Source organism: Enterococcus sp. 2201sp1_2201st1_C11_2201SCRN_220225 (genome assembly GCF_040925905.1).
GTDB lineage: Bacteria > Bacillota > Bacilli > Lactobacillales > Enterococcaceae > Enterococcus_C > Enterococcus_C asini_A.
The window spans coordinates 1-19113 of the sequence record NZ_JBCOJC010000030.1; the positions used below are offsets into that span (position 1 = coordinate 1).

The 19113-nt window shown below is 41.3% G+C and carries 17 protein-coding genes; 12 read left to right on the forward strand and 5 right to left on the reverse strand.

Annotated elements, in window-relative coordinates; translation table 11 throughout:
• Positions 1 to 219: 219 nt before the first annotated feature.
• Positions 220 to 1863 (forward strand): polysaccharide biosynthesis protein, encoded by a 1644-nt coding sequence (locus AB5754_RS08935; RefSeq protein WP_311832496.1) that lies wholly within the window; start codon positions 220 to 222, stop codon positions 1861 to 1863.
• Positions 1864 to 1897: 34 nt separating this feature from the next.
• Here the strand turns inward: AB5754_RS08935 and AB5754_RS08940 are convergent, their stop codons facing one another.
• A complete protein-coding gene (locus AB5754_RS08940; RefSeq protein ID WP_368251433.1) occupies positions 1898 to 2317 on the reverse strand; it encodes an NUDIX domain-containing protein in 420 nt (139 codons plus the stop codon).
• A gap of 90 nt (positions 2318 to 2407) precedes the next feature.
• On the opposite strand from AB5754_RS08940, the gene AB5754_RS08945 reads away from it, so the two are divergent.
• Both AB5754_RS08945 and AB5754_RS08950 read left to right on the forward strand, forming a co-directional pair.
• Positions 2408 to 3124 (forward strand): pseudouridine synthase, encoded by a 717-nt coding sequence (locus AB5754_RS08945; RefSeq protein WP_368251434.1) that lies wholly within the window; start codon positions 2408 to 2410, stop codon positions 3122 to 3124.
• 155 nt (positions 3125 to 3279) lie between these two features.
• Positions 3280 to 4149: an ROK family protein gene (locus tag AB5754_RS08950; RefSeq protein WP_311832499.1), complete on the forward strand. Its 870-nt coding sequence runs from the start codon at positions 3280 to 3282 to the stop codon at positions 4147 to 4149.
• Between the two features lie 102 nt (positions 4150 to 4251).
• On the opposite strand, the gene AB5754_RS08955 is transcribed toward AB5754_RS08950, so the two are convergent.
• Positions 4252 to 5115, reverse strand: a complete 864-nt coding sequence (locus AB5754_RS08955) for an RluA family pseudouridine synthase (RefSeq protein ID WP_368251435.1) — start codon at positions 5113 to 5115, stop codon at positions 4252 to 4254.
• A gap of 256 nt (positions 5116 to 5371) precedes the next feature.
• Here AB5754_RS08955 and AB5754_RS08960 point away from each other — a divergent pair, with 256 nt between their 5' ends.
• From AB5754_RS08960 to AB5754_RS08980, 5 genes are all read left to right on the forward strand, one after another.
• Entirely contained in the window at positions 5372 to 7531 is a 2160-nt protein-coding gene (locus tag AB5754_RS08960) for a PBP1A family penicillin-binding protein (RefSeq protein WP_368251436.1), read from the forward strand.
• Between the two features lie 275 nt (positions 7532 to 7806).
• Entirely contained in the window at positions 7807 to 8154 is a 348-nt protein-coding gene (locus tag AB5754_RS08965) for a YlbF family regulator (RefSeq protein WP_368251437.1), read from the forward strand.
• Positions 8155 to 8419: 265 nt separating this feature from the next.
• On the forward strand, positions 8420 to 9619 hold the full coding sequence (locus tag AB5754_RS08970) for an exonuclease SbcCD subunit D (protein WP_368251438.1): 1200 nt from the start codon (positions 8420 to 8422) through the stop codon (positions 9617 to 9619).
• Entirely contained in the window at positions 9616 to 12261 is a 2646-nt protein-coding gene (locus AB5754_RS08975) for an AAA family ATPase (protein ID WP_368251439.1), read from the forward strand. The genes AB5754_RS08970 and AB5754_RS08975 overlap by 4 nt, the downstream gene beginning before the upstream one ends.
• Before the next feature lie 35 nt (positions 12262 to 12296).
• Positions 12297 to 13241, forward strand: a complete 945-nt coding sequence (locus AB5754_RS08980) for a 3'-5' exoribonuclease YhaM family protein (RefSeq protein ID WP_368251440.1) — start codon at positions 12297 to 12299, stop codon at positions 13239 to 13241.
• A gap of 57 nt (positions 13242 to 13298) precedes the next feature.
• Here the strand turns inward: AB5754_RS08980 and AB5754_RS08985 are convergent, their stop codons facing one another.
• From AB5754_RS08985 to AB5754_RS08995, 3 genes are all read right to left on the reverse strand, one after another.
• Positions 13299 to 14342: a peptidyl-prolyl cis-trans isomerase gene (locus AB5754_RS08985; RefSeq protein WP_368251467.1), complete on the reverse strand. Its 1044-nt coding sequence runs from the start codon at positions 14340 to 14342 to the stop codon at positions 13299 to 13301.
• Between the two features lie 118 nt (positions 14343 to 14460).
• Positions 14461 to 14826, reverse strand: a complete 366-nt coding sequence (locus AB5754_RS08990; RefSeq protein ID WP_368251441.1) for a YtxH domain-containing protein — start codon at positions 14824 to 14826, stop codon at positions 14461 to 14463.
• Positions 14827 to 14849: 23 nt separating this feature from the next.
• Positions 14850 to 15275: an HIT family protein gene (locus tag AB5754_RS08995; RefSeq protein WP_311832508.1), complete on the reverse strand. Its 426-nt coding sequence runs from the start codon at positions 15273 to 15275 to the stop codon at positions 14850 to 14852.
• Between the two features lie 152 nt (positions 15276 to 15427).
• Between AB5754_RS08995 and AB5754_RS09000 the strand changes: the two genes are divergently transcribed.
• The 4 genes from AB5754_RS09000 (at position 15428) to trmB (ending at position 19049) form a co-directional block, all read left to right on the forward strand.
• The gene (locus tag AB5754_RS09000; protein ID WP_311832509.1) at positions 15428 to 16168 is read left to right on the forward strand and encodes an ABC transporter ATP-binding protein; all 741 of its coding nucleotides are present in this window, start codon (positions 15428 to 15430) and stop codon (positions 16166 to 16168) included.
• Positions 16165 to 17391 (forward strand): ABC transporter permease, encoded by a 1227-nt coding sequence (locus tag AB5754_RS09005; protein WP_368251442.1) that lies wholly within the window; start codon positions 16165 to 16167, stop codon positions 17389 to 17391. Before AB5754_RS09000 ends, AB5754_RS09005 begins: the two co-directional genes overlap by 4 nt.
• A 155-nt stretch (positions 17392 to 17546) precedes the next feature.
• A complete protein-coding gene (locus tag AB5754_RS09010; RefSeq protein WP_311832511.1) occupies positions 17547 to 18326 on the forward strand; it encodes a phosphotransferase family protein in 780 nt (259 codons plus the stop codon).
• Positions 18327 to 18398: 72 nt separating this feature from the next.
• A complete protein-coding gene (gene trmB / locus AB5754_RS09015) occupies positions 18399 to 19049 on the forward strand; it encodes a tRNA (guanosine(46)-N7)-methyltransferase TrmB (RefSeq protein ID WP_368251443.1) in 651 nt (216 codons plus the stop codon).
• Positions 19050 to 19113 lie beyond the last annotated feature (64 nt).

The following is a 19113-nucleotide window of genomic DNA, read 5'->3' on the forward strand; positions in this document are numbered from 1 at the left end:
GTCGTACACCATTTCTAGGGTTAATGACACGTAAATCTCCCTCGTTTCCTGAAAAAATTCTTTATCCATTATAGCATAAGTGGGATAGAGGGGACAGATTGGTGAAATTTACTAGGAGAAATACGGGGAAGTTGTTAAAACTTTCGAAAAACGGTTGTTCCTACTGAAATTTCTAGTAAAATAGGACATATGTCTAAATCTTGAATGGGAGAAAATTACATGGCTGAAAATAAACATCCCCAACAGGCCTTAACCAATGAGGAGCGCATGGCTCGTGGTTCTCTTTGGCTGACCATTGGCAATATCGGTTCCCGTTTACTAGGGGCCATTTATGTGATGCCTTGGTTTTACTGGATGGGTAGTGAAGCCTATCAAGCAAATGCCTTGTTTAACATGGGCTATAATTTCTACGCGCTGTTTTTAATGATTTCTACGGCGGGAATTCCGGCGGCGGTGGGCAAACAAACTGCTCATTATAATTCTTTAAATGAATATGGTGTCAGTCGTAAGCTTTTGAGAAATGCCCTAGGCGTGATGGCTGTCTTTGGTGGTGTCATGGGAGGGATTATGTATCTGTCTTCTCCTTGGTTAGCCTCGATTTCTGGTGGTGGCCAAGAACTAGTTCCTGTGATTCGTTCATTAAGTGTGGCGATTTTAGTTTTACCTTGTATGAGTGTGGTTCGGGGCTATTTCCAAGGACAAAGCGAGATGATGCCCTTTGCGGTCTCTCAAATTGTTGAACAAGTTGCCCGGGTCTTTTACTTGTTACTGGCCACTTTTATCATTATGAAATTGGGCAGTGGCAATTATCAAGAAGCTGTGATTCATTCCACCTTTGCGGCTTTTATCGGGGCCTTAGCTAGTATTGGGGTCTTGATTTATTACATGCGAAAAAATAAGGCTAGAAACGATGCCTTAATCGAAATGAGTGCCAATCGGGTGAAATTAGATACCCGGGAGCTAGTGGTGGAAACCATTCGTGAGGCAATTCCTTTTATCATCATTGGTACTGGCATTACCATTTTCAAATTAGTGGATCAAGTAACCTTTGTGCGTTCTATGCAAGGATTTACTACTTATTCTTCTTCTCAGTTGCAAAAGCTCTTTTCTATTTTTAGCGCTAACCCTGATAAGTTGACCATGGTAGTCATTGGTTTAGCAACTTCCCTGGCTTTAACGGGATTGCCTCTTATCACCGAAGCCAAAACATTAGGGCGACACAAAGAGCTCGCGAAATTGCTTTCGAATAATTTGCAACTCTTTGCTTTTGTGATGTTTCCAGCAACTTTGGGACTAATCGTTTTGGCCTATCCATTGAACACACTTTTCTATGCACCAAGTAAGCTAGGTGCTGAAGTTCTAGTAGTGGCTTGTATTGCGGGCTTATTCTTAGGCTTATACACGATTACCTCTAGTATGCTTCAAGGGATGTACGAAAATGGCGCAGCTATCTTGTTCTTTGTCATTGGTTTCTTAGTAAAATTGTTGACCCAATATCCCATGATTCGGGTTTTTGAAGTTTACGGACCACTGATTTCTACAATGATTGGTTTTGGCGTAACCGGCGCATTAAATCTGTGGAAGCTGTATCGCGTGGGACGCTTTAACCGGGTATTGACTTTCCGTCGAATTGTTTTAATTACGATTATTAGTTTGATCATGTTTATCTTGGCTTTTGTCACCCGCCAAATTCTAGGCATCTTCTTATCTGCTGATAGTAAGATTGGTTCTTTTGTGATTATTATGGGGACTGTTTTGGTCGGGGGGGCAAGTTACACTTACTTGTCTTTAAAAGTTGGCTTAGCCGATAAGCTCTTAGGTCCTACCGCCGGAAAAATCCGCCGAAAATTGCATATGAAATAAAAGAAATACGCCAACAATTGCTGGCGTATTTCTTTTATTTTGCATTGTCTTGATAAAACGTTTTATCAGCAGTCTCTCCCAAGAAAATCGGCAACACTTTTCCTAAGGTTCCTGCTAATTTATCCGGGTGTAATTCAGACTTGGCTACCCAAAACTGGGGTTCCCCATGATCACTGACCTCTGTAGCTATGGCATCAACTTGAGCGTAGAAAAGTCCCGCTAATTCCCGATTCCCTTCCCCAATCCCCATTAATGTGGGCCGAATGGTCAGTCCGCATTCTTCATGGATTTCTCGGATCATAGCTTGTTTTAGAGATTCATCTTTTTCTACATGACCGCCGGGAAAAGTCCAGCCGGGCCAATCTGTTTTTTGGCGATCTTGGACTAAGATTTCTCCTTGGGCATTTTCAATCATACAAATTGTGGTTAATTCCACTGAAAAGTCTCTTACCATTTTTAGCGCTCCTTCTTTTTTGCTCATTGTCTCTTAAGTTGTCAAGGAGGTCAATGATTCATGTTATAATCGAAAAAACAGGAGGTCCTTATGCGTTTAGATAAATTTTTAGCGGATATGCAATTAGGTAGTCGCAAAGAAGTAAAAAGTTTTATAAAAAAAGGTCTAGTACAAGTGGATGGGCAGGTGGTCCGCTCTGATAAGACTCAAATTGATGAAACTAAAGCTCAAGTAACTTTTGATGGAGAGGTAATTACTTATCAAAAGGATTTTTATTATATGTTAAACAAACCGGCTGGGGTAATTTCTGCCACAGTGGACAATTATGAAGAAACCGTGGTGGACTTGTTAGCGGATGAGGATTTTCGAGAAGACCTATTTCCTGTGGGCCGTTTGGATAAAGACACCGAGGGCTTTTTATTGTTAAGTAATGATGGCGCTCTGGCTCATCGTATCTTGTCACCGCGACACCATGTGGAAAAAGAATACTACGCCCAGGTTAATGGCATCATGACAACGGCTGATGTGCAGGCCTTTGCCAAAGGGCTAGTTATCGACGGTGGCGAAGAAACACTGCCAGCTCAATTGACCATTGTGTCTGTGGATGAAGGAACTGAAACCTCAGAAATTCGCTTGATTTTACAGGAAGGCAAATTTCACCAAGTCAAACGCATGGTCCAAGCAGTAGGCAAAGAAGTAACGTATCTAAAACGTCTTCGTATGGGAAATCTGACATTGGATCCTGAGTTGGCATTAGGCGAATACCGGGCTTTAACAGCCACAGAAGTGAAAGCCTTGGAAGAATAAAGGAGAGCTTTTGAAGTATATAGTTTATGTATTTTGCGCTTAAAAAAAGCAAGCAAGCCCTTACTTGTTCTGGTAAAATAGAAAACAGTGAAGAAATACCTCGAGATTTTGTTTGCCAACGTGATTTCGAGGGAAGAAATCTAGGAGGAACAACAATGAAGTATTATGGTGGTATTGAAGCTGGGGGCACTAAATTTATCTGTGCAGTCAGCGATGAAAATTTCAAGATTGTGGAGGAAACAAGCATTCCCACTACAACTCCTGAGGAAACCTTGGCCCGCGTTTTTGAATTCTTTGATCAATTTGAATTAGTTTCCATGGGAATTGGTTCATTTGGACCTATCGGCATTGATCCAAGTCGGGATTCTTATGGCTATGTCTTGTCTACACCGAAACAAGGTTGGGCTCAATACGACTTTTTAGGCAATATGAAAGAACATTATCCTAATTTACCTTTTGCTTGGACCACCGATGTGAATGCGGCGGCTTATGGAGAAATCAAAAAGGGAGCAGCCCAAGGCAAAAAAAGCTGTGTCTATTTAACTGTGGGAACCGGTATTGGCGGTGGCGTAGTGCTCAACGGCGAAATCTTCTCAGGCATCAACCATCCAGAAATGGGTCATATCCACGTGAAACGTCATCCTGATGACACGTATGCAGGAACCTGTCCTTATCACCACGATTGTTTGGAAGGTTTGGCAGCTGGCCCTTCATTAGAAGCCCGCACCGGCATTAAAGGCCAAGATTTACCAGAAGATCATCCAATTTGGGACATCCAAGCCTACTACATCGCTCAAGCATTGATGAGCTATACATTAACCTTGGCTCCAGAAATCATCGTTTTAGGTGGTGGCGTGATGAATCAGGATCATTTGTTGCTGAAGATTCGTCAACAATATGTTGCTCAAATGAATGGCTATATGGAAACTCCAGAACCTAGTGAATACATTGTTCGCTGGGGACTGCCAAATAAAAGTGGCATTACAGGTTGCTTGATGTTGGCAGCAGATGTGGCAAAAGCCTAACAGAATCACTAAAAGCTTCAGAACAGCTAGCCCGTAGCAGCTGTTTTGAAGCTTTTTTTAATTTAATTCCGAAGCGAGTAAAACAAATTTCTTTTGCCTTTCTTAATTCCACAACCCAGATTCAGTCACGATTTCAATCACTTCTTTTGAAAAAGGATGTATCAAGGTCATCTGATAGGCATGTAGCATCAGGCGTTTTGCCTGTTTGCCTTGAGGATTGTATAACACATCTCCTACAATCGGATGGCCAATCGCCGCTAAATGCACCCTGATTTGATGGGTACGACCGGTTTCCAGTTGGCAATAGACTTGACTTTCTTTTAAACTATGATGGTGAACTTCGACATGGGTAATGGCGGTTTGGCCCCGATTTTCGTCAATGACTCGTTTACGCCGATCGTGGCAAGAGCGGCCGATTTTTTTGGTGATCGTCTGACTGTGAGTAAGATTACCTGTAACTATTGCTTGATAGCGACGATAGATTTGCTTTTCTTCTAACAGTCGGCTTATTAAAGGCAAAGCTAGTGGCGTTTTGGCAAAAAGCAGTACACCGCTAGTATCTGTGTCTAAGCGGTGAACCACGTAAGGCCGTGCTTTTTTTGGTGCCAGATAAGCCGCCAAGTGATTGGCCATGGTGTTGTTTTCTGTTGCCTCGTTGGGATGGGTTTTAATTCCCGCGGGTTTATCCACCACAATCAAATGTTCATCTTCAAATAAAACCCGTACCTTACGCGCATCTCCCAAGGCTAGTGGCTGATAGGGATAATCAGCTTCGTTTAAGGTTAACGTAATTTGAGTACCGGTAGTGACCACCTGATGAAAATCAGCAACTTTGCCATCTAACAACACGCCTTTTTGCATACGCAATAGATGGCGCATTTTTTTTGGCAACAGCCATTCTTCAGTGAATAGTTCTTGCAACGAAATGGGCTTTTGGTTTTCAGGTAAAGTAATGGTATATTCCATAAGAGTTCCTTTCTAAATTGCGCAAAAAGTGACGCAACGTTCTTCTTGATTATAGCGAATCTGTTTAAAAGCGCAATTTCTTTAGAACTAAAAGAAAATTTAACAAAATTATTACGAAAAAAAGGTCTTTCAATGCTAGAATAGCTAGCATACTTAGCCGTTAATTGGAATCTCAGTCCTAAGTCCAATGTGAGGCGACCGCGGGGGTGCTACACTTAGCCTTGGGTACAGAAACTGTGTTAGAAAGGAGACAGCGATGGATTTTCAGAAGTTTTGGGCCAAGACCAAAGAAGTATTAGGTAATTTTTGGCAATGGCTAAAACCTTACCTTAGCCGTTTTCATAAAGCTCGGAAACGAATTTGGAAAAAATATCATGTGAATAAGATTTTATTGTTGCTTTCATTGGTAGCTATTTTAGTAACGTCCAGCTATTTATTTTATTTATCCAAGCAAGTCAATGTCAGTCAACTAGAAACAGAATTAAAGAGTAGCACCATCATTTACGATGGGGATGATGAGGAGTCTGGCAAACTCTTACCTCAAAAAGGGACTTATGTGAGTTTGGATCAGATCTCTCCCACGATTAAAGAGGGGTTAGTAGCTACGGAAGATCGTAATTTTTATGACCATCATGGCTTTGATATTAAAGGGATTGCCAGAGCAGCTGTGCGTATGGTGATTAACCGGGACACTTCCGGTGGTGGTGGTTCTACCATCACCCAGCAATTAGCCAAAAACGCCTACCTGTCTTTGGATCAGACCTTTAGTCGTAAGGCCAAGGAATTGTTTTTAGCCATTGAAATCGAAAAGAAGTACACCAAAGATGAAATTTTGGAGATGTATTTGAACAATTCTTACTTCGGAAACGGAGTTTGGGGCGTGCAAGATGCTGCGCTAAAATACTTTGGGGTCAATGCCAGTGATGTGGATTTAGGGGAAGCAGCTACTTTGATTGGTATGTTAAAAGGGCCAAATCTCTACAATCCAATTGATAATGTGGAATTGGCGAATAAACGACGAGATACTGTATTAAGCGTGATGGCCGAAACAGGCGTAATCACTCAAGAACAACAAACCCAAACCAGCGCTACTAATATTGGGGACTATGTGTATGATGGCTATAGTCAGTCAGATCAAGGGTATAAATATCCTTTCTTCTATGACGCGGTAATTGACGAAGCAGTGGAAGAGTATGACTTAAGTGAAGCGGACATCTTAAATAAAGGTTATAAAATTTACACCACGCTAGATCAAGATATGCAAGCACAATTAGAAAATACCTATGCTCAAGAAGGTATCTTTCCTGCTAATGCCACAGATGGTACCATGCCTCAATCGGCTTCGGTGGTGTTAGACCCCAACTCTGGTGGAGTGAGTGCCTTAGTGGGCCGCCGGGGAGAACATATTTTTAGAGGATTTAACTTTGCTACACAAATGAAACGTTCCCCGGGTTCGACTATTAAGCCGATTACTGTGTATACGCCGGCTTTAGAAGCTGGCTATAAACCAGATAGCATTTTGCAAGATAAAGCTTTGGACTTTTATGATGTGAAGAACTACAGTGGTACCTATTCCGGAGAAGTTCCTATGTATCAAGCTTTGGCTTGGAGTTTAAATGCACCAGCAGTTTGGCTGTTACATGAAATTGGAATCGAAAAAGGCTATAACAAAGCCGAAGAATTCGGTCTTACATTGACGGAAAAAGACAAATACTGGGGCGGAGTTGCTTTAGGTGGTTTGGAAAAAGGCGAATCACCGTTGACCATGGCGGCGGCTTACAGCGTTTTTGCTAATGGAGGTACTTATTATAAGCCTCACATCATTCGCAAAATTGTCGATGCTAATGGCGCGGTCATTGTGGACAATACCAAAGTAAAAGGCGAACGGATTATCTCTGAAGAAACGGCCAACCAAATGACCAGTATGCTTCTAGGGACTTTTTCTAACGGAACTGCACAAGGGGCAGGTGGTGGTTATGTGATGGCCGGAAAAACCGGGACCACAGAAACCAACTTCGATGCTAGTAAGGTAAATGACCAGTGGATGGTGGGCTATACGCCAAATGTGGTGATTTCTTCTTGGCTCGGCTTTGAAAAAACCAGTGAAAGTCATTATCTGGAGGGCTCTTCTGGAGAAGTGATTGGACAAGTCTTTGGCAGTGCCGCAGCGAATGTGATGCCCTATGTAAAATCAGCTCAATTCCCAGTGGTGGATGCCTATCAAACTGATGGGCAAGTGATGACCAATGAACAATTCCAAGAACAACAATCTTCAGAAGGGGATTCTCAATGGCAGAAACAAGTGGATGAATTCACGGACAAAGCCAAAGATGGTCTTTCTGAATTTGGTAATAAAGTCAAAGATACGACTAAAGATATTTTCAATAGTATTTGGGGAAAAATTCAAGGGAATTAATGAGAAACGTCTGACAGGAAAACAATCTTGTCAGACGTTTTTTTGATAGAGTTGTTTGGCACGGCGAACGATCTTTTACGAAATGAAGTCAAAATTGACTGCTGATAAAGAACAACGGGTAGCGTTTCTGTCTTCATTTTCGAGAGCGGAACGAGTTGGTCCCGCCTTTCTTATTTTAAATCGAATGTTCAAAAGCTAAGATCACAAAGATTGCTCTTTCAATCCCGCTAAATAATGATACAATAAGAGTATCATTTAAAAAGTGAGGGAATATCATGGCAAACATTTACGATACAGCTAACCAATTAGAAAAAGAAATTCGGGAATCACAACAGTTTACCGATTTAAGTGCCGCTTTTGCTCAATTAAAAGAAAATCAATCAGCCTATGAACTGTTTAAAGAATTTCAAACCTTGCAACATAGCCTTCATCAAAAAATGATGGCTGGCGAAGAAATGTCAGAAGAAGACGCAAAACAAGCGCAAGAAATGGCGACTAAAGTGCAACATGAAGAAGCCATTGGTCAATTGATGCAAAAAGAACAAGCTTTCAGCACGGTTCTTGATGATCTAAATCGAATCATCACGACACCAATCCGGGAATTGTACAATCCAGAAGATTAGTAAATAAAGAACTTCACGTAAAGAGTCTGCTTCGAAATACCGAAGTGGGCTCTTTTGTTATAGAAACGGTTAGATGCACGAATGATGAAGAAAAGTCACTATTTTTTGCTGTAACAGCGGTTCGGTTTGATGAATCGGTTTAAATAAAAGGGAACAAATTTTCGCATTTAAGTGACGAAATGCCTTGGGAATGATAAAATAGAGCCAGACAATTTGCCCCAAAAGGCTTAAAATTCCTTTTGGTTTTACGAAATGAGGGGGAACCATGTTACGTTTTATTCATGCGGGAGATTTACATTTTGACCGCAGTTTTGAAGGCTTATCCAATCTAGTTGCTGAGGCAGGACAATTGTTGCCTCAGTTAAACCAAAAGATGTTGGACAATCTGGTAGCTGCAGCTTGTAAGCGTCAAGTGGATTTTGTGTTGTTGGCTGGAGATACCTTCCACCAATCCCGGCCCTCATTAAAGGCGCAAAATCAGTTGATGGCAGCTTTTCGTCAGTTAGCAAAAGCCCAGATTCCTGTTTATTTAATTTTTGGCAACCATGACTACTATCAAGCAGAGCGTTACTGGTTTGATTTTCCAGAAAATGTTTCTCTCTTCACCAGTGAGCAAGTGAGGAGCTTTGTGGGCCACAATCAATCAGGGGAAGACTATGAAATCACTGGGTTTAGCTATCAAGAAGGTTTTGTGCGAAAAAATATGCTTAAAGAATTTCCGAAAAGAAGTCAGGCGACTTATCATATTGGTCTGTATCATGGGGAGTTACAAGGAGAAAACTATGCGCCTTTTTCGCTAAGTGAGATGAAGGCCAAGGGCTATGACTACTGGGCTTTGGGGCATATTCATGTCCCCACGACCTTAAGTGAACAACCGCCAATTCTCTATCCTGGGACGCCTCAAGGTCATAATCGCAAAGAAACAGAAGCAGGCTTTGTCACCTATGTGGAGTTAAGTCCAGGTAGGTGTAAAACCGAGCCTATTTTAGTGGCTTCTTGGTTGTGGCAAAAAAAAGTGGTAGATGTCTCTAGCTGTCAAAGCCCAAAAGAACTTTTGGCCTTTGTAGAAGAGTACTTGTCTGAAGCCCAAACTCATGCTACTTTTATTGAATTAAATTTAGCCAATGTATCCAGTGACCTTCAAAGTTCCAGCCTAAAAAATGGAGAGTTTCAAACATATCTCAATCAAGTTTTGTGGCAAAAAACGCCACCTAGACAGATTGCCGCATTGAAATTTCTTAATGCACCTCTGGCAACGGACAAGATTGCTTTACCTAAAAAACAAGTTGCCCAGATTTTACAAGTTTATCAAGGGCAGCCAGTGTTTGATGACTTATTACAAGAAATAGTAGATCATCCGGTGGCGGGGAGTTTAGTAAGAGATGATCAGGATTATCAAGCTGCAGTGCTCAAGCAGGCAGCGGATATTTTAGCTACCGATTTTTTATTGGAGGAAGAAGAATGAAGCTGATTCGTGCAGAAATTACTGGCTTTGGCAAATACCGACAACAGCAAATTGACTTTCACCCCCAAAATCAGCTGTTGTTTGGTCCAAATGAAATTGGCAAGTCCACTTTGTATCAGTTTATCCAATGTCTGCTTTTTGGTTTTCCCCAACGGAGAGTACGCCAAAAAGACTACACCCCCAAAGATGGCACAGCTTTTGGAGGAAAACTCTGGGTTGAATTTGCCGGTGTGGGAGAAGTGCGCATTGAACGCTATAAACAAGTGGATAAAGGCAAAGCTAAAGTGAGTATTGGCGAACAAGTCGGTGGTGAGAAGTTGCTAAAAGATTTGCTAAAAGGTTTGACGCCCACATTGTTTTCTGAGGTTTTTACCTTTCAACAAGAACAGTTATCCCAACTGGATCACTTGCAAGAAGATCAGTTGCAACAAGTGTTGATCTCTTTAGGAATTACAGGTAGCCGTCAGTTGATGGAACAAAGTCAGCAATACCAAAAAGAAAACCAAAAGCTCTTTCGTCCCAAAGGATCGCGCTTGCCGTTAAATGAATTATTAAGTCAGTGGCAACAATTAAATCATCGGATTCAAGAAAAAGAGGCCCAGGAAGCGCAAGTCCAGTCTTTATTGGCCCATCATCAACAAGATCAAGAAAACTTAACTTCCCAGCGTAAGGAGGCTCAGAAGCTAAAGAGCCAATTGAATCAGGCTAAAGAACAAGAGCTTCACTGGCAGCAATACGAAGAATGGCAACAACTTTCAACACTGGAACAAACCAAACAAAGGTTAACCGGTGCTCAACAGCGGACATTAACTAGTGTTTCTCAACAATATCAAGGCCTCCAAGCCCAATTAAAACAAGTGGATGAAGACTATCACCAAGCCAAAACTGCTGAGACGGTAACCCCACAGTACGAGTTTTACTTACAACACGAGGGCGTTATCAAGAATTTGCTAAAAGAACAAGTCAGTGGGGTGCGTTTAACGGATGATTTCCAACGAAAACTAGCTCGTCAAGATCAGCTATTAGAAGAAATCCAAAGATTAGAAGGAGAGTATGGCTGGCAAGTAGCAGTCGCAGATCAGCTTTCTTTATCCCAATTGGATCAGCAAATGGCTAACCTTAGAAAACTAGATGAAGAAATCCAAGCCAATTACTTGCAACAAAAATGGTTGAGCACAGAAACTACACCGGATCCGGAAAATCCTGAAGAAACTGTGATTAAGCGCCCGAAAGTTTCTTTGACCGCTATTTCTTTTGTATTGGCCGGGATGTTTTTGCTATTAGGTCTTATATTGCCCAAATTTAAAGCATTTCTAGGGATCTTCGGCATTCTTTGTGGACTGCTTGGAGCGTATTGGGAATACCATCGTCGCCAGCAAGCAATTTTACAAAAAACGGATGTAACTAAAGACCCAGCATTCAAGCAAAACAACGAAAGCCAATTGGCAATCTTGGTGGAGAAAGCAGCCGCATTACAAATAAAGCGAAACGAACTTGTAGCTGCAATTAATCAGGTATTAGGGAGCAAGCTTGATCTTCCCATTACCGACAGTCACAGCTACCAAAAAAATTACCAGCAGTATTATCAAAGTTTAGCTGAGTTAGAGCAGGTCACCAGCGACTTGCAAGCACAAGATGAAGCCTATGGTGCTTTATTAAAGGAGTTTGACTTTTTAGTTGCTTGGTTACCATTGCAAGAATTAGACTTGGTGGGACGCTTTGAAAGTCTTCAGCAGTTTGATCAGAAAATGACCCGGCAAAAGCAATTGCAGAGCCAGCAAAAGACTACGCTGTTAGCTGAACAACGAAAAGAGTTAGCGAATAAGATTACTCAAATAACGACTGATAGCCAAGATTTATTACAAGCGACTGCTATTGAGAGTTTAGCTGAGATTCCTAATCGGCTGCAACTGGCTCAAAATCAGGAGCAACAAGCACGTCGTTTGGCCGAACTAACTGAAGTTTTAAGCCCTTTGTATCCGGAAAATTTGGATTGGGATACCCTCCAAAGAACGATTCACAATTTAGAAAGCCAATTGAAGGACCTAGCCGCCAATGAAACCACGCTCTTAGAACAAGTACAGCGTCAAAGTTTGGAACTAGAAGCGCTGGCTAAAGATGGCACTTTAGATGAATTGCGACAAGAGGCAACTGATTTACAAGAAAACTTACGGGAGCAATTAGTAGACTGGGGCGCACGCAAAGTCGCCTGGGCAGCCTTGCAAGATTTAGCTACGGATCTTTCTGAGCAACAATTGCCTCAGCTGTTACAACAAGCCGGTCATTACTTGTCGATTTTAACGAACGGTCGTTACGAGAAATTATACTTTAATGAAGGGCAACTGGCACTAGACGATCACAACCAAGGTTTGTCCATTCAAGAGTTATCTACAGGTACAAAAGATCAGTTGATCATGGCGATTCGTTTTGGCTATTTGCATTTGCAAAAAAAGAACTTATGTCCTGTGATTATCGACGACGGTTGGCTTCATTATGACAGCCAAAGAAAACGTCAATTGGCTCAGCTTCTAGCTGAATTTAGCAAAAATTATCAGGTCATTTGTTTGTCTTCTGACCAAGAAATGGTAAGCTATTATCAAGACTTCCAGCAGCCAGTTCAATCCTTAGCTGCTTTTAATTAAGACAAGTTGCAATGAGTGAAAAGGAGGAACTACCTATGACAAAAATTCGTGAATTAGTCCTGGATCAGGAATTTCAAGGATTTTATTTAATCAAAAATGCCGATGTACGTTTAGCTAAAAACGGCAAAAAATTTATCGCTTTTACTTTTCAGGACACGAGTGGTACCGTTGATGGTAAGTTTTGGGATGCTTCAGAAGAGGAAATTACGCGTTTTGCGCCGGGAAAAGTGGTGGCACTACAAGGGAAGCGAGAGGTTTATAACGGTAATCCTCAAGTCAAAATTTTGCATTTGCGCTTAACAAAAGTCGACGAACCGGGAGAGCCGACCTTGTACATGGAACGGGCGCCTTTGAAAAAAGAAGCGATGGAAGAAGAAATCAATAAGACCTTGTTTGAAATTACCAATCCCAATTGGAATCGTATCGTGCGCTTTTTGTTAAACAAGTATCAAAAAGAATTTTTCGACTTTCCGGCAGCTAAACGCAATCATCACGCCTTTGCCAGCGGTTTGGCTTATCATACCGTATCCATGCTGCGTCTAGGCAAAGCCATTGTCAAAGAATATCCTGAATTAGACAGTTCCTTGTTGTATGCCGGAATCATCATCCACGATTTGGGTAAAGTCTTGGAACTATCTGGTCCCATGTCCACAGAGTACACGCTAGCTGGTAATTTAGTAGGTCATTTAGTGTTGGTGGATGAAGAAATCATCAAAGCTTGCGTTGCATTGAAATTTGATGAAAACAAAGAAGATATCCTAGTCTTACGTCATATGGTTTTATCTCATCATGGCTTATTGGAATACGGCTCTCCTGTACGCCCACGAATCATGGAAGCAGAAATTTTACATCAAATCGACAATATTGATGCTTCTATGCAAATGATGCTGACCTCGATCCGTCAAACCACGCCGGGAGAATATAGCGACCGAATTTTCGGTATGGACAATCGCTCTTTTTATGTGCCGAAAGAGAAATAGACAAACGCAAAAAATTCCGCCAAGATCATCTTGGCGGAATTTTTTTGTAAACTCGTCTTATTTAGAAGATTCAGTAGTTGATTCTTCAGTGCTAGTGGCGGTGGCACTGTCTTTAGTTGAGCTTGTTGCAGAATCAGACTCAGCAGTGGTGCTAGCTTCGGTTTCAGAATCAGATTCCGCAGTGGAACTTTCTTCAGCCGCGTCGATGAAAGTAGACAAGACATCAGCAAAAGTATCATCGGTAATCTTCACATTGGCTTTCTTCAATTCTTCCCCGATAACTTTGTTTTGGAAGGTAGAATCAGAAGTGTAAGTCGCTGTTGCGATTTCTTTTAATTCATCTTTGTATTTGTCCATGTCATTGCCTTTACCGGTATTTTTCACCATTTTGACAATATAGTAAGTAGTGGTGCCATAAGTTTGGTCCACATCGGAAATCACATCAGAGACTTCTCCGTCTTTCAAATCAAAAGCTGCTGTTTTTACTGTGGAAGAGAAATCAGTGGATTGAGAATCAAATTTAGCTTTGCCACCATCTTCTTTGTAAGTAGTATCAGTGTTTTTGTCGTTTTCTTTAGCGATTTTGGCAAAGTCTGCGCCATCTTTTTCCACAGCTTCTTTCAAAGCTTTGGCGTCTTCTTCACTAGCGGCTGTCATAACTTGCACTTCTACTTCTGGATGGAAGCTTTCCCAAGCGGTTTTCAAATCATCATCTGTTAAGTCTACATGGGCTTCCATGCCGGCGTTAAAGGCCAATTGTTGCTTAATCATCGCTTTGTAACTTTTTTCGGTTAAGTTGCTACTAGAAAGAGCAGTTTCGAATTGATCGCCCATTTGTTTTTTGGTTTCGTTAAATTGTTTGTTTACTTCTTTATCAGTAACTTTGTCGCCGTATGCATCTTCAAAGACTTTGTAGATGATCATTTCTTGAACGGCTTGTTTACTGGTGTCGTCATTTTTTACATGGTCATAAAAGTCTTCCACGGTAATGGTGGAACCTTTCATGCTCGCAATTTTATCACTAGAACCGCTGGAACAAGCTGCTAAGGTTAAAGCGGTTAAGCCGGTGAGAGCGGCAATCAATAATTTTTTCTTCATAATGGCATTTGCACTCCTGTAATTTCGAATTTTTCACATGATTAATCATACCACAACCCGATTTCAAAAAAAAAGGGAATCGCGGATGTTTCGCATAAAATTCATAGTTTTGTCTTGTTTCTCAACTTTTCTTAAGTTTTGTCTCTGATTGTGGTGCTTCAAGCTCCTGTAAATGACTTTCAATGACTTCTGCTTGTTTTTTTATTTGCGCCATGCGAGGTTCGGCTTGAAACTGGAAAGCTTCGATGTCTTTTTGTAAGCCGGTTTGGAATTCAGGAATCAACTGCCCCACTAAAGTTTGGGTAGTTTTCAGGGTTTCGGAAAAACGTTCCAGGCTTTGATTTAAATCCTCTTGGGTTGCGGTAGCTTCTTCTAAGCCAGCCTGAAGTTTTTTTCGGGTGTCGTTGCCGCTTCTGGGAGCAAGTAAGAGTCCGGCGCTCCCTCCTACTGCTGACCCAAAGAGTAATCCTTTTAGAAACTCGTTCATACTGTCACCTCATTTCAATCTGATTAATTGAAGGCTGCGTTGATTTCTTGGGCAATGCTTTGCAATTCTTCGGCTGTGTATTGTTCTTGGTGATTGCCAAAGTGGATAGAAAAGTCATCTTCTTTTGAATAGCGGGGAATCAAATGCACATGGCTGTGGAAAACAGATTGGTAAGCCAATTCTTTGTTATTGTTAATAATATTCATTCCTTGGCAATTCGGCAAAGCTTTTTCTAAGGCCCGGGCGATTTTAGGAATCCGAGCAAAGAGTGTAGCAGCCAATTCTTCATCGTATTCAAAAATATCAGTTACGTGTTTTTTGGGTACTACTAATGTATGGCCTTTGGTGGCTTGGGAAAGGTCTAGAAAGGCATAAACTGCCTCATCTTCGTAGACTTTATAACTAGGAATTTCTTGGTTGATAATTTTACAAAAAATACAATCGGTCAATGAACACGCCCTCTTTCTTTTGTTTCTTCTACTTTATCATATTTAGGTAGATTGTGAGAATCAATTCCCTTGGATTCTCAGGATTTGCAGAGTTCTCTTTGTTATTCGTCTCGTGGTATAATGAGAGCCAGTGAACAGTTGGAGGCAAAAACATGACCTTAGTAGTAGAACATCTCTCCGGAGGCTACGGCCAAATTCCGGTGTTAAAAGATTTAAATTTTCAAGTAAATGATGGCGAATTAGTGGGACTTATCGGCTTAAATGGTGCCGGTAAGAGTACGACCATTAAAGAAATTATCGGTTTATTACAACCCCAAACCGGTAGTGTAAAACTAAACGGTCAAACATTGACCATGGATGCAGCAAGCTATCGTAAACAAATCGGCTATATTCCAGAAACCCCAGTGTTGTATGAAGAGTTAACGTTAAAAGAACACATTGAAATCACTGCCATGGCTTACGATATTCCCATGGATGTCGCCATGAAGCGAGCAGAGAGCTTGTTAAAGACTTTCCGTTTAGCCAATAAACTGGAATGGTTTCCTGCTAATTTTTCTAAGGGAATGAAGCAAAAAGTGATGGTTCTATGTGCTTTTTTGATTGAACCTTCCTTATATATTATTGATGAACCTTTTTTAGGCTTAGATCCCTTGGCCATTCACGCTCTTTTAGAATTAATGAATCAAATGAAAGAAACCGGTGCTTCGATTTTGATGTCTACGCATATTTTGGCTACGGCGGAAAAATACTGTGACCGCTTTGTCTTACTTCATGAAGGGAAGATTCGCGCGCAAGGCTCATTAGCTGACTTGCAAGCTGAATTTGACTTAAAGGGAGCTTCCTTAGACGAAATCTATTTGACTTTAACCGCCGAAGCAGGTGAAAAAGAATGAAAGAACTCTTTAGCCAGCGTTTAAAGCGACATCAAAAGCAGATGATGCGTTATTTGCGCTATGTCTTTAATGACCATTTTGTCTTAGCTTGTACTTTTTTATTAGGCGGAGTGGGGCTTTATTATTCTGATTTAGTCAAAGGATTACCAAAAGGCTTTTTGCCAGGAAAAATTGTGGTTGTTTTAGTGTTGTTACTAAGTTTACACTTAGGAGAATTTGTCAGTCTGGCTAAACCTGCGGATATTGTCTTTTTATTACCCAAAGAAGCCCAGATGAAAGATTTTTTAAAGAGAGCACTGCGCTATTCTTGTCTCTTTCCTTTTGCTGTTTTGTTATTGGTAGCCGGCTTTTTAATGCCATTGTATGTAGTTAGTACTAGACAAAGCTTCTGGGCTTTTTTTCCTGTGTTCTTGCTTTTGTGGGCTTTAAAATTAGCCCATTTGTATTTACGTCGGTATCAATTGTTCCAAGGCCCTTGGTTGTACAAGCGGAGCTATCGCCTCTGGTTGGTGGCAAGTGCGGTTCTTTTAGTCCTTAGTTTGTTTACTCCTGTAACGGCGTTAGTGGGGGGAATTTTATTGGCCCTTATTTCCCGAGAATTTTTGTTTAAACGAGTGAAACAACCTTTAGACTGGGATAAATTAGTCGCAACTGAAAATCGTCGTTTGCAACGAATTTATCGTTTTATCAATCTCTTTACGGATGTGCCCCAAATTGCCACAGCGGTGAAACGACGAAAATACTTGGACGGTTTTTTAGCTTTAATTCCTAAAGATCAAGGACATAGTTATTTGTATTTGTTCAGTCACCGTTTACTGCGAGGAACTGAATTTGGTGGCTTGTATGCTCGGTTAGTGAGTATTGGGGCGGTGCTTTTGTATTTTGTCACTGAACGCTGGTTTAGTGTCGGAATTGGGTGCTTGTTTTTGTATTTGATTGGTTTCCAATTAGTACCTTTGTACAACCAATTCCAATACATGATTTTAACCCAACTTTATCCTTTACCGGAAAAACAAAAAGAGCACGCGTTGCAACAGTTGCTTACCGGTTTATTGATGTTAGCCGCAGTCTTGTTTGCCTTAGTAGCCAGTTTTGCCTATGACAATTGGCTGGACCGAGCTTGGTTATTGGGCAGTTTTGTACTTTTTACCGGCCTTTTTTCCACTCTTTACTTACCAGCCCGTTTGAAAAAAATGCGAAGATTGTCAGGCGCTTACTTGTAAAATGGAACATACAGTCCCTTGACGAAGGCTGTTTAGGAAGCTAGAATAGGGGTACTTTGTAATTTCCCGGGAGAACAGTTGTGGGTAGGGTTTACGTGCAATCATAAGTTCCTCGGGTTTTACCTATGGACAATTTTAGGAAAGGACGGTCGGCGATGGAATTTCAATTGGGTCAAGATTGGCAATTGAGTCCCTTAAAAGGGGATACCGGGAAAGCCTACGTAGGCTTAAAAAACAATGCCAAAGTTTTTGTGAAACGCAATACCACTCCGATGCTGGCCGCTCTTGCCAAAGAAGGCATTACTCCTAAGTTAGTTTGGACCAAGCGTACTGGAAACGGGGACACTTTTTCCGCTCAAGAATGGTTAGAAGGCCAATTCATCTCTCCTGAAGAAATCGGCATGCGTAATGATGTGGTGGATGTGTTGTATCAACTGCACCATTCTAAAACGTTAATTCAAATGTTGGAAAAAATTGGTGGAGAAATCATTACTCCCCAACAGATGTTAGACCAGTATCAAAAAGACTTACCTCAGCCAGTAGAAACCAATCAGTTTTTAGCCTTGGTCTTTGATTACTTGAAAAATCATGTGCCGGCTTTTAAGGAAACGGAGAAAACCGTCGTCCACGGGGATGTGAATTACCGAAACTGGCTAGTTTGTCGCCATTATTTATATTTGGTGGACTGGGATTCCATTATGTTTTCTGATCCTTGTGTGGATTTAGGCACGTTTTTAGGTCATTATCGGCCGAAATCTGCTTGGAACAATTGGCTGCTTAGTTATGGCATGATGCCGAGTACCGAAAACTTGGATAAGGTTTACTGGTACGCCTTGTTTTCTTTATTACAAGAAGTGAAGAAATATTATCATCGTGGGGAATACACCCGGATGAACGAAGTGATTTTACAGTTGAAGCGCGTATTCAGCGAGTAGAGGCTGAAAGCTGGGGCAAGAGCTGCAGCTTTCGACCTCCTTTTTTACGAAAAAATTTAAAGGAGCAAAAAGATGCGAGTAAGAAAACGCAAAGGGGCAGAAGAAATGTTGGCAGATAATCCTGCCATCGTCGTTGCTGACCCGACAAAATGGCAAGGGCGTTGGCAGGAACGTTTTGGCAATGATCAGCCGATCCACATTGAAATTGGAATGGGCAAAGGTAGCTTTATTACTGGAATGGCCAAAGCTCACCCCGAAATTAATTACATTGGAGTGGAAATGCAAGTCAGTGTGGTTTCCCATGCTTTGGATAAAGTGCTTGAAGAAAATTTGCAGAATGTCCAATTACTGCATGTAGATGGTTCAGCTTTAACCGAATATTTTGCAGACAGTGAAGTGGACCAAATCTATTTGAACTTTTCTGATCCTTGGCCGAAAAAACGCCATGAAAAACGACGCTTAACCTCCAAACCTTTTTTGACAGTCGATGAAGCGATTTTAAAACCTGCTGGGGAAATCCATTTTAAAACCGATAACCAAGGTTTGTTTGAATATTCATTGGCAAGTTTTTCTCAATATGGCATGACTTTAAAAAAAGTTTGGTTGGATTTGCACCACAGTGATTTTGAAGGCAATATTATGACGGAATACGAAGCGAAGTTTTCTGCCAAAGGCCAGCGGATTTATCGAGTAGAAGCTCAGTTTGCGGATAAAACGAAATAAAAAAAGCGGGAAAAACTGCCATGTCTGCCATGACAGTTTTTCCCGCTTTCGGTCGTTAGGAAAC

Coding starts and splice junctions, on each gene's coding strand:
- AB5754_RS08940 (WP_368251433.1), bottom strand. CDS start 2,317: ATGGTAAGAGACTTTTCAGTGGAATTAACCACAATTTGTATGATTGAA.
- AB5754_RS08975 (WP_368251439.1), top strand. CDS start 9,616: ATGAAGCTGATTCGTGCAGAAATTACTGGCTTTGGCAAATACCGACAA.
- AB5754_RS09005 (WP_368251442.1), top strand. CDS start 16,165: ATGAAAGAACTCTTTAGCCAGCGTTTAAAGCGACATCAAAAGCAGATG.
- AB5754_RS08970 (WP_368251438.1), top strand. CDS start 8,420: ATGTTACGTTTTATTCATGCGGGAGATTTACATTTTGACCGCAGTTTT.
- AB5754_RS08955 (WP_368251435.1), bottom strand. CDS start 5,115: ATGGAATATACCATTACTTTACCTGAAAACCAAAAGCCCATTTCGTTG.
- AB5754_RS08950 (WP_311832499.1), top strand. CDS start 3,280: ATGAAGTATTATGGTGGTATTGAAGCTGGGGGCACTAAATTTATCTGT.
- AB5754_RS08990 (WP_368251441.1), bottom strand. CDS start 14,826: ATGAACGAGTTTCTAAAAGGATTACTCTTTGGGTCAGCAGTAGGAGGG.
- AB5754_RS09000 (WP_311832509.1), top strand. CDS start 15,428: ATGACCTTAGTAGTAGAACATCTCTCCGGAGGCTACGGCCAAATTCCG.
- AB5754_RS08935 (WP_311832496.1), top strand. CDS start 220: ATGGCTGAAAATAAACATCCCCAACAGGCCTTAACCAATGAGGAGCGC.
- AB5754_RS09010 (WP_311832511.1), top strand. CDS start 17,547: ATGGAATTTCAATTGGGTCAAGATTGGCAATTGAGTCCCTTAAAAGGG.
- AB5754_RS08945 (WP_368251434.1), top strand. CDS start 2,408: ATGCGTTTAGATAAATTTTTAGCGGATATGCAATTAGGTAGTCGCAAA.
- AB5754_RS08965 (WP_368251437.1), top strand. CDS start 7,807: ATGGCAAACATTTACGATACAGCTAACCAATTAGAAAAAGAAATTCGG.
- trmB (WP_368251443.1), top strand. CDS start 18,399: ATGCGAGTAAGAAAACGCAAAGGGGCAGAAGAAATGTTGGCAGATAAT.
- AB5754_RS08980 (WP_368251440.1), top strand. CDS start 12,297: ATGACAAAAATTCGTGAATTAGTCCTGGATCAGGAATTTCAAGGATTT.
- AB5754_RS08960 (WP_368251436.1), top strand. CDS start 5,372: ATGGATTTTCAGAAGTTTTGGGCCAAGACCAAAGAAGTATTAGGTAAT.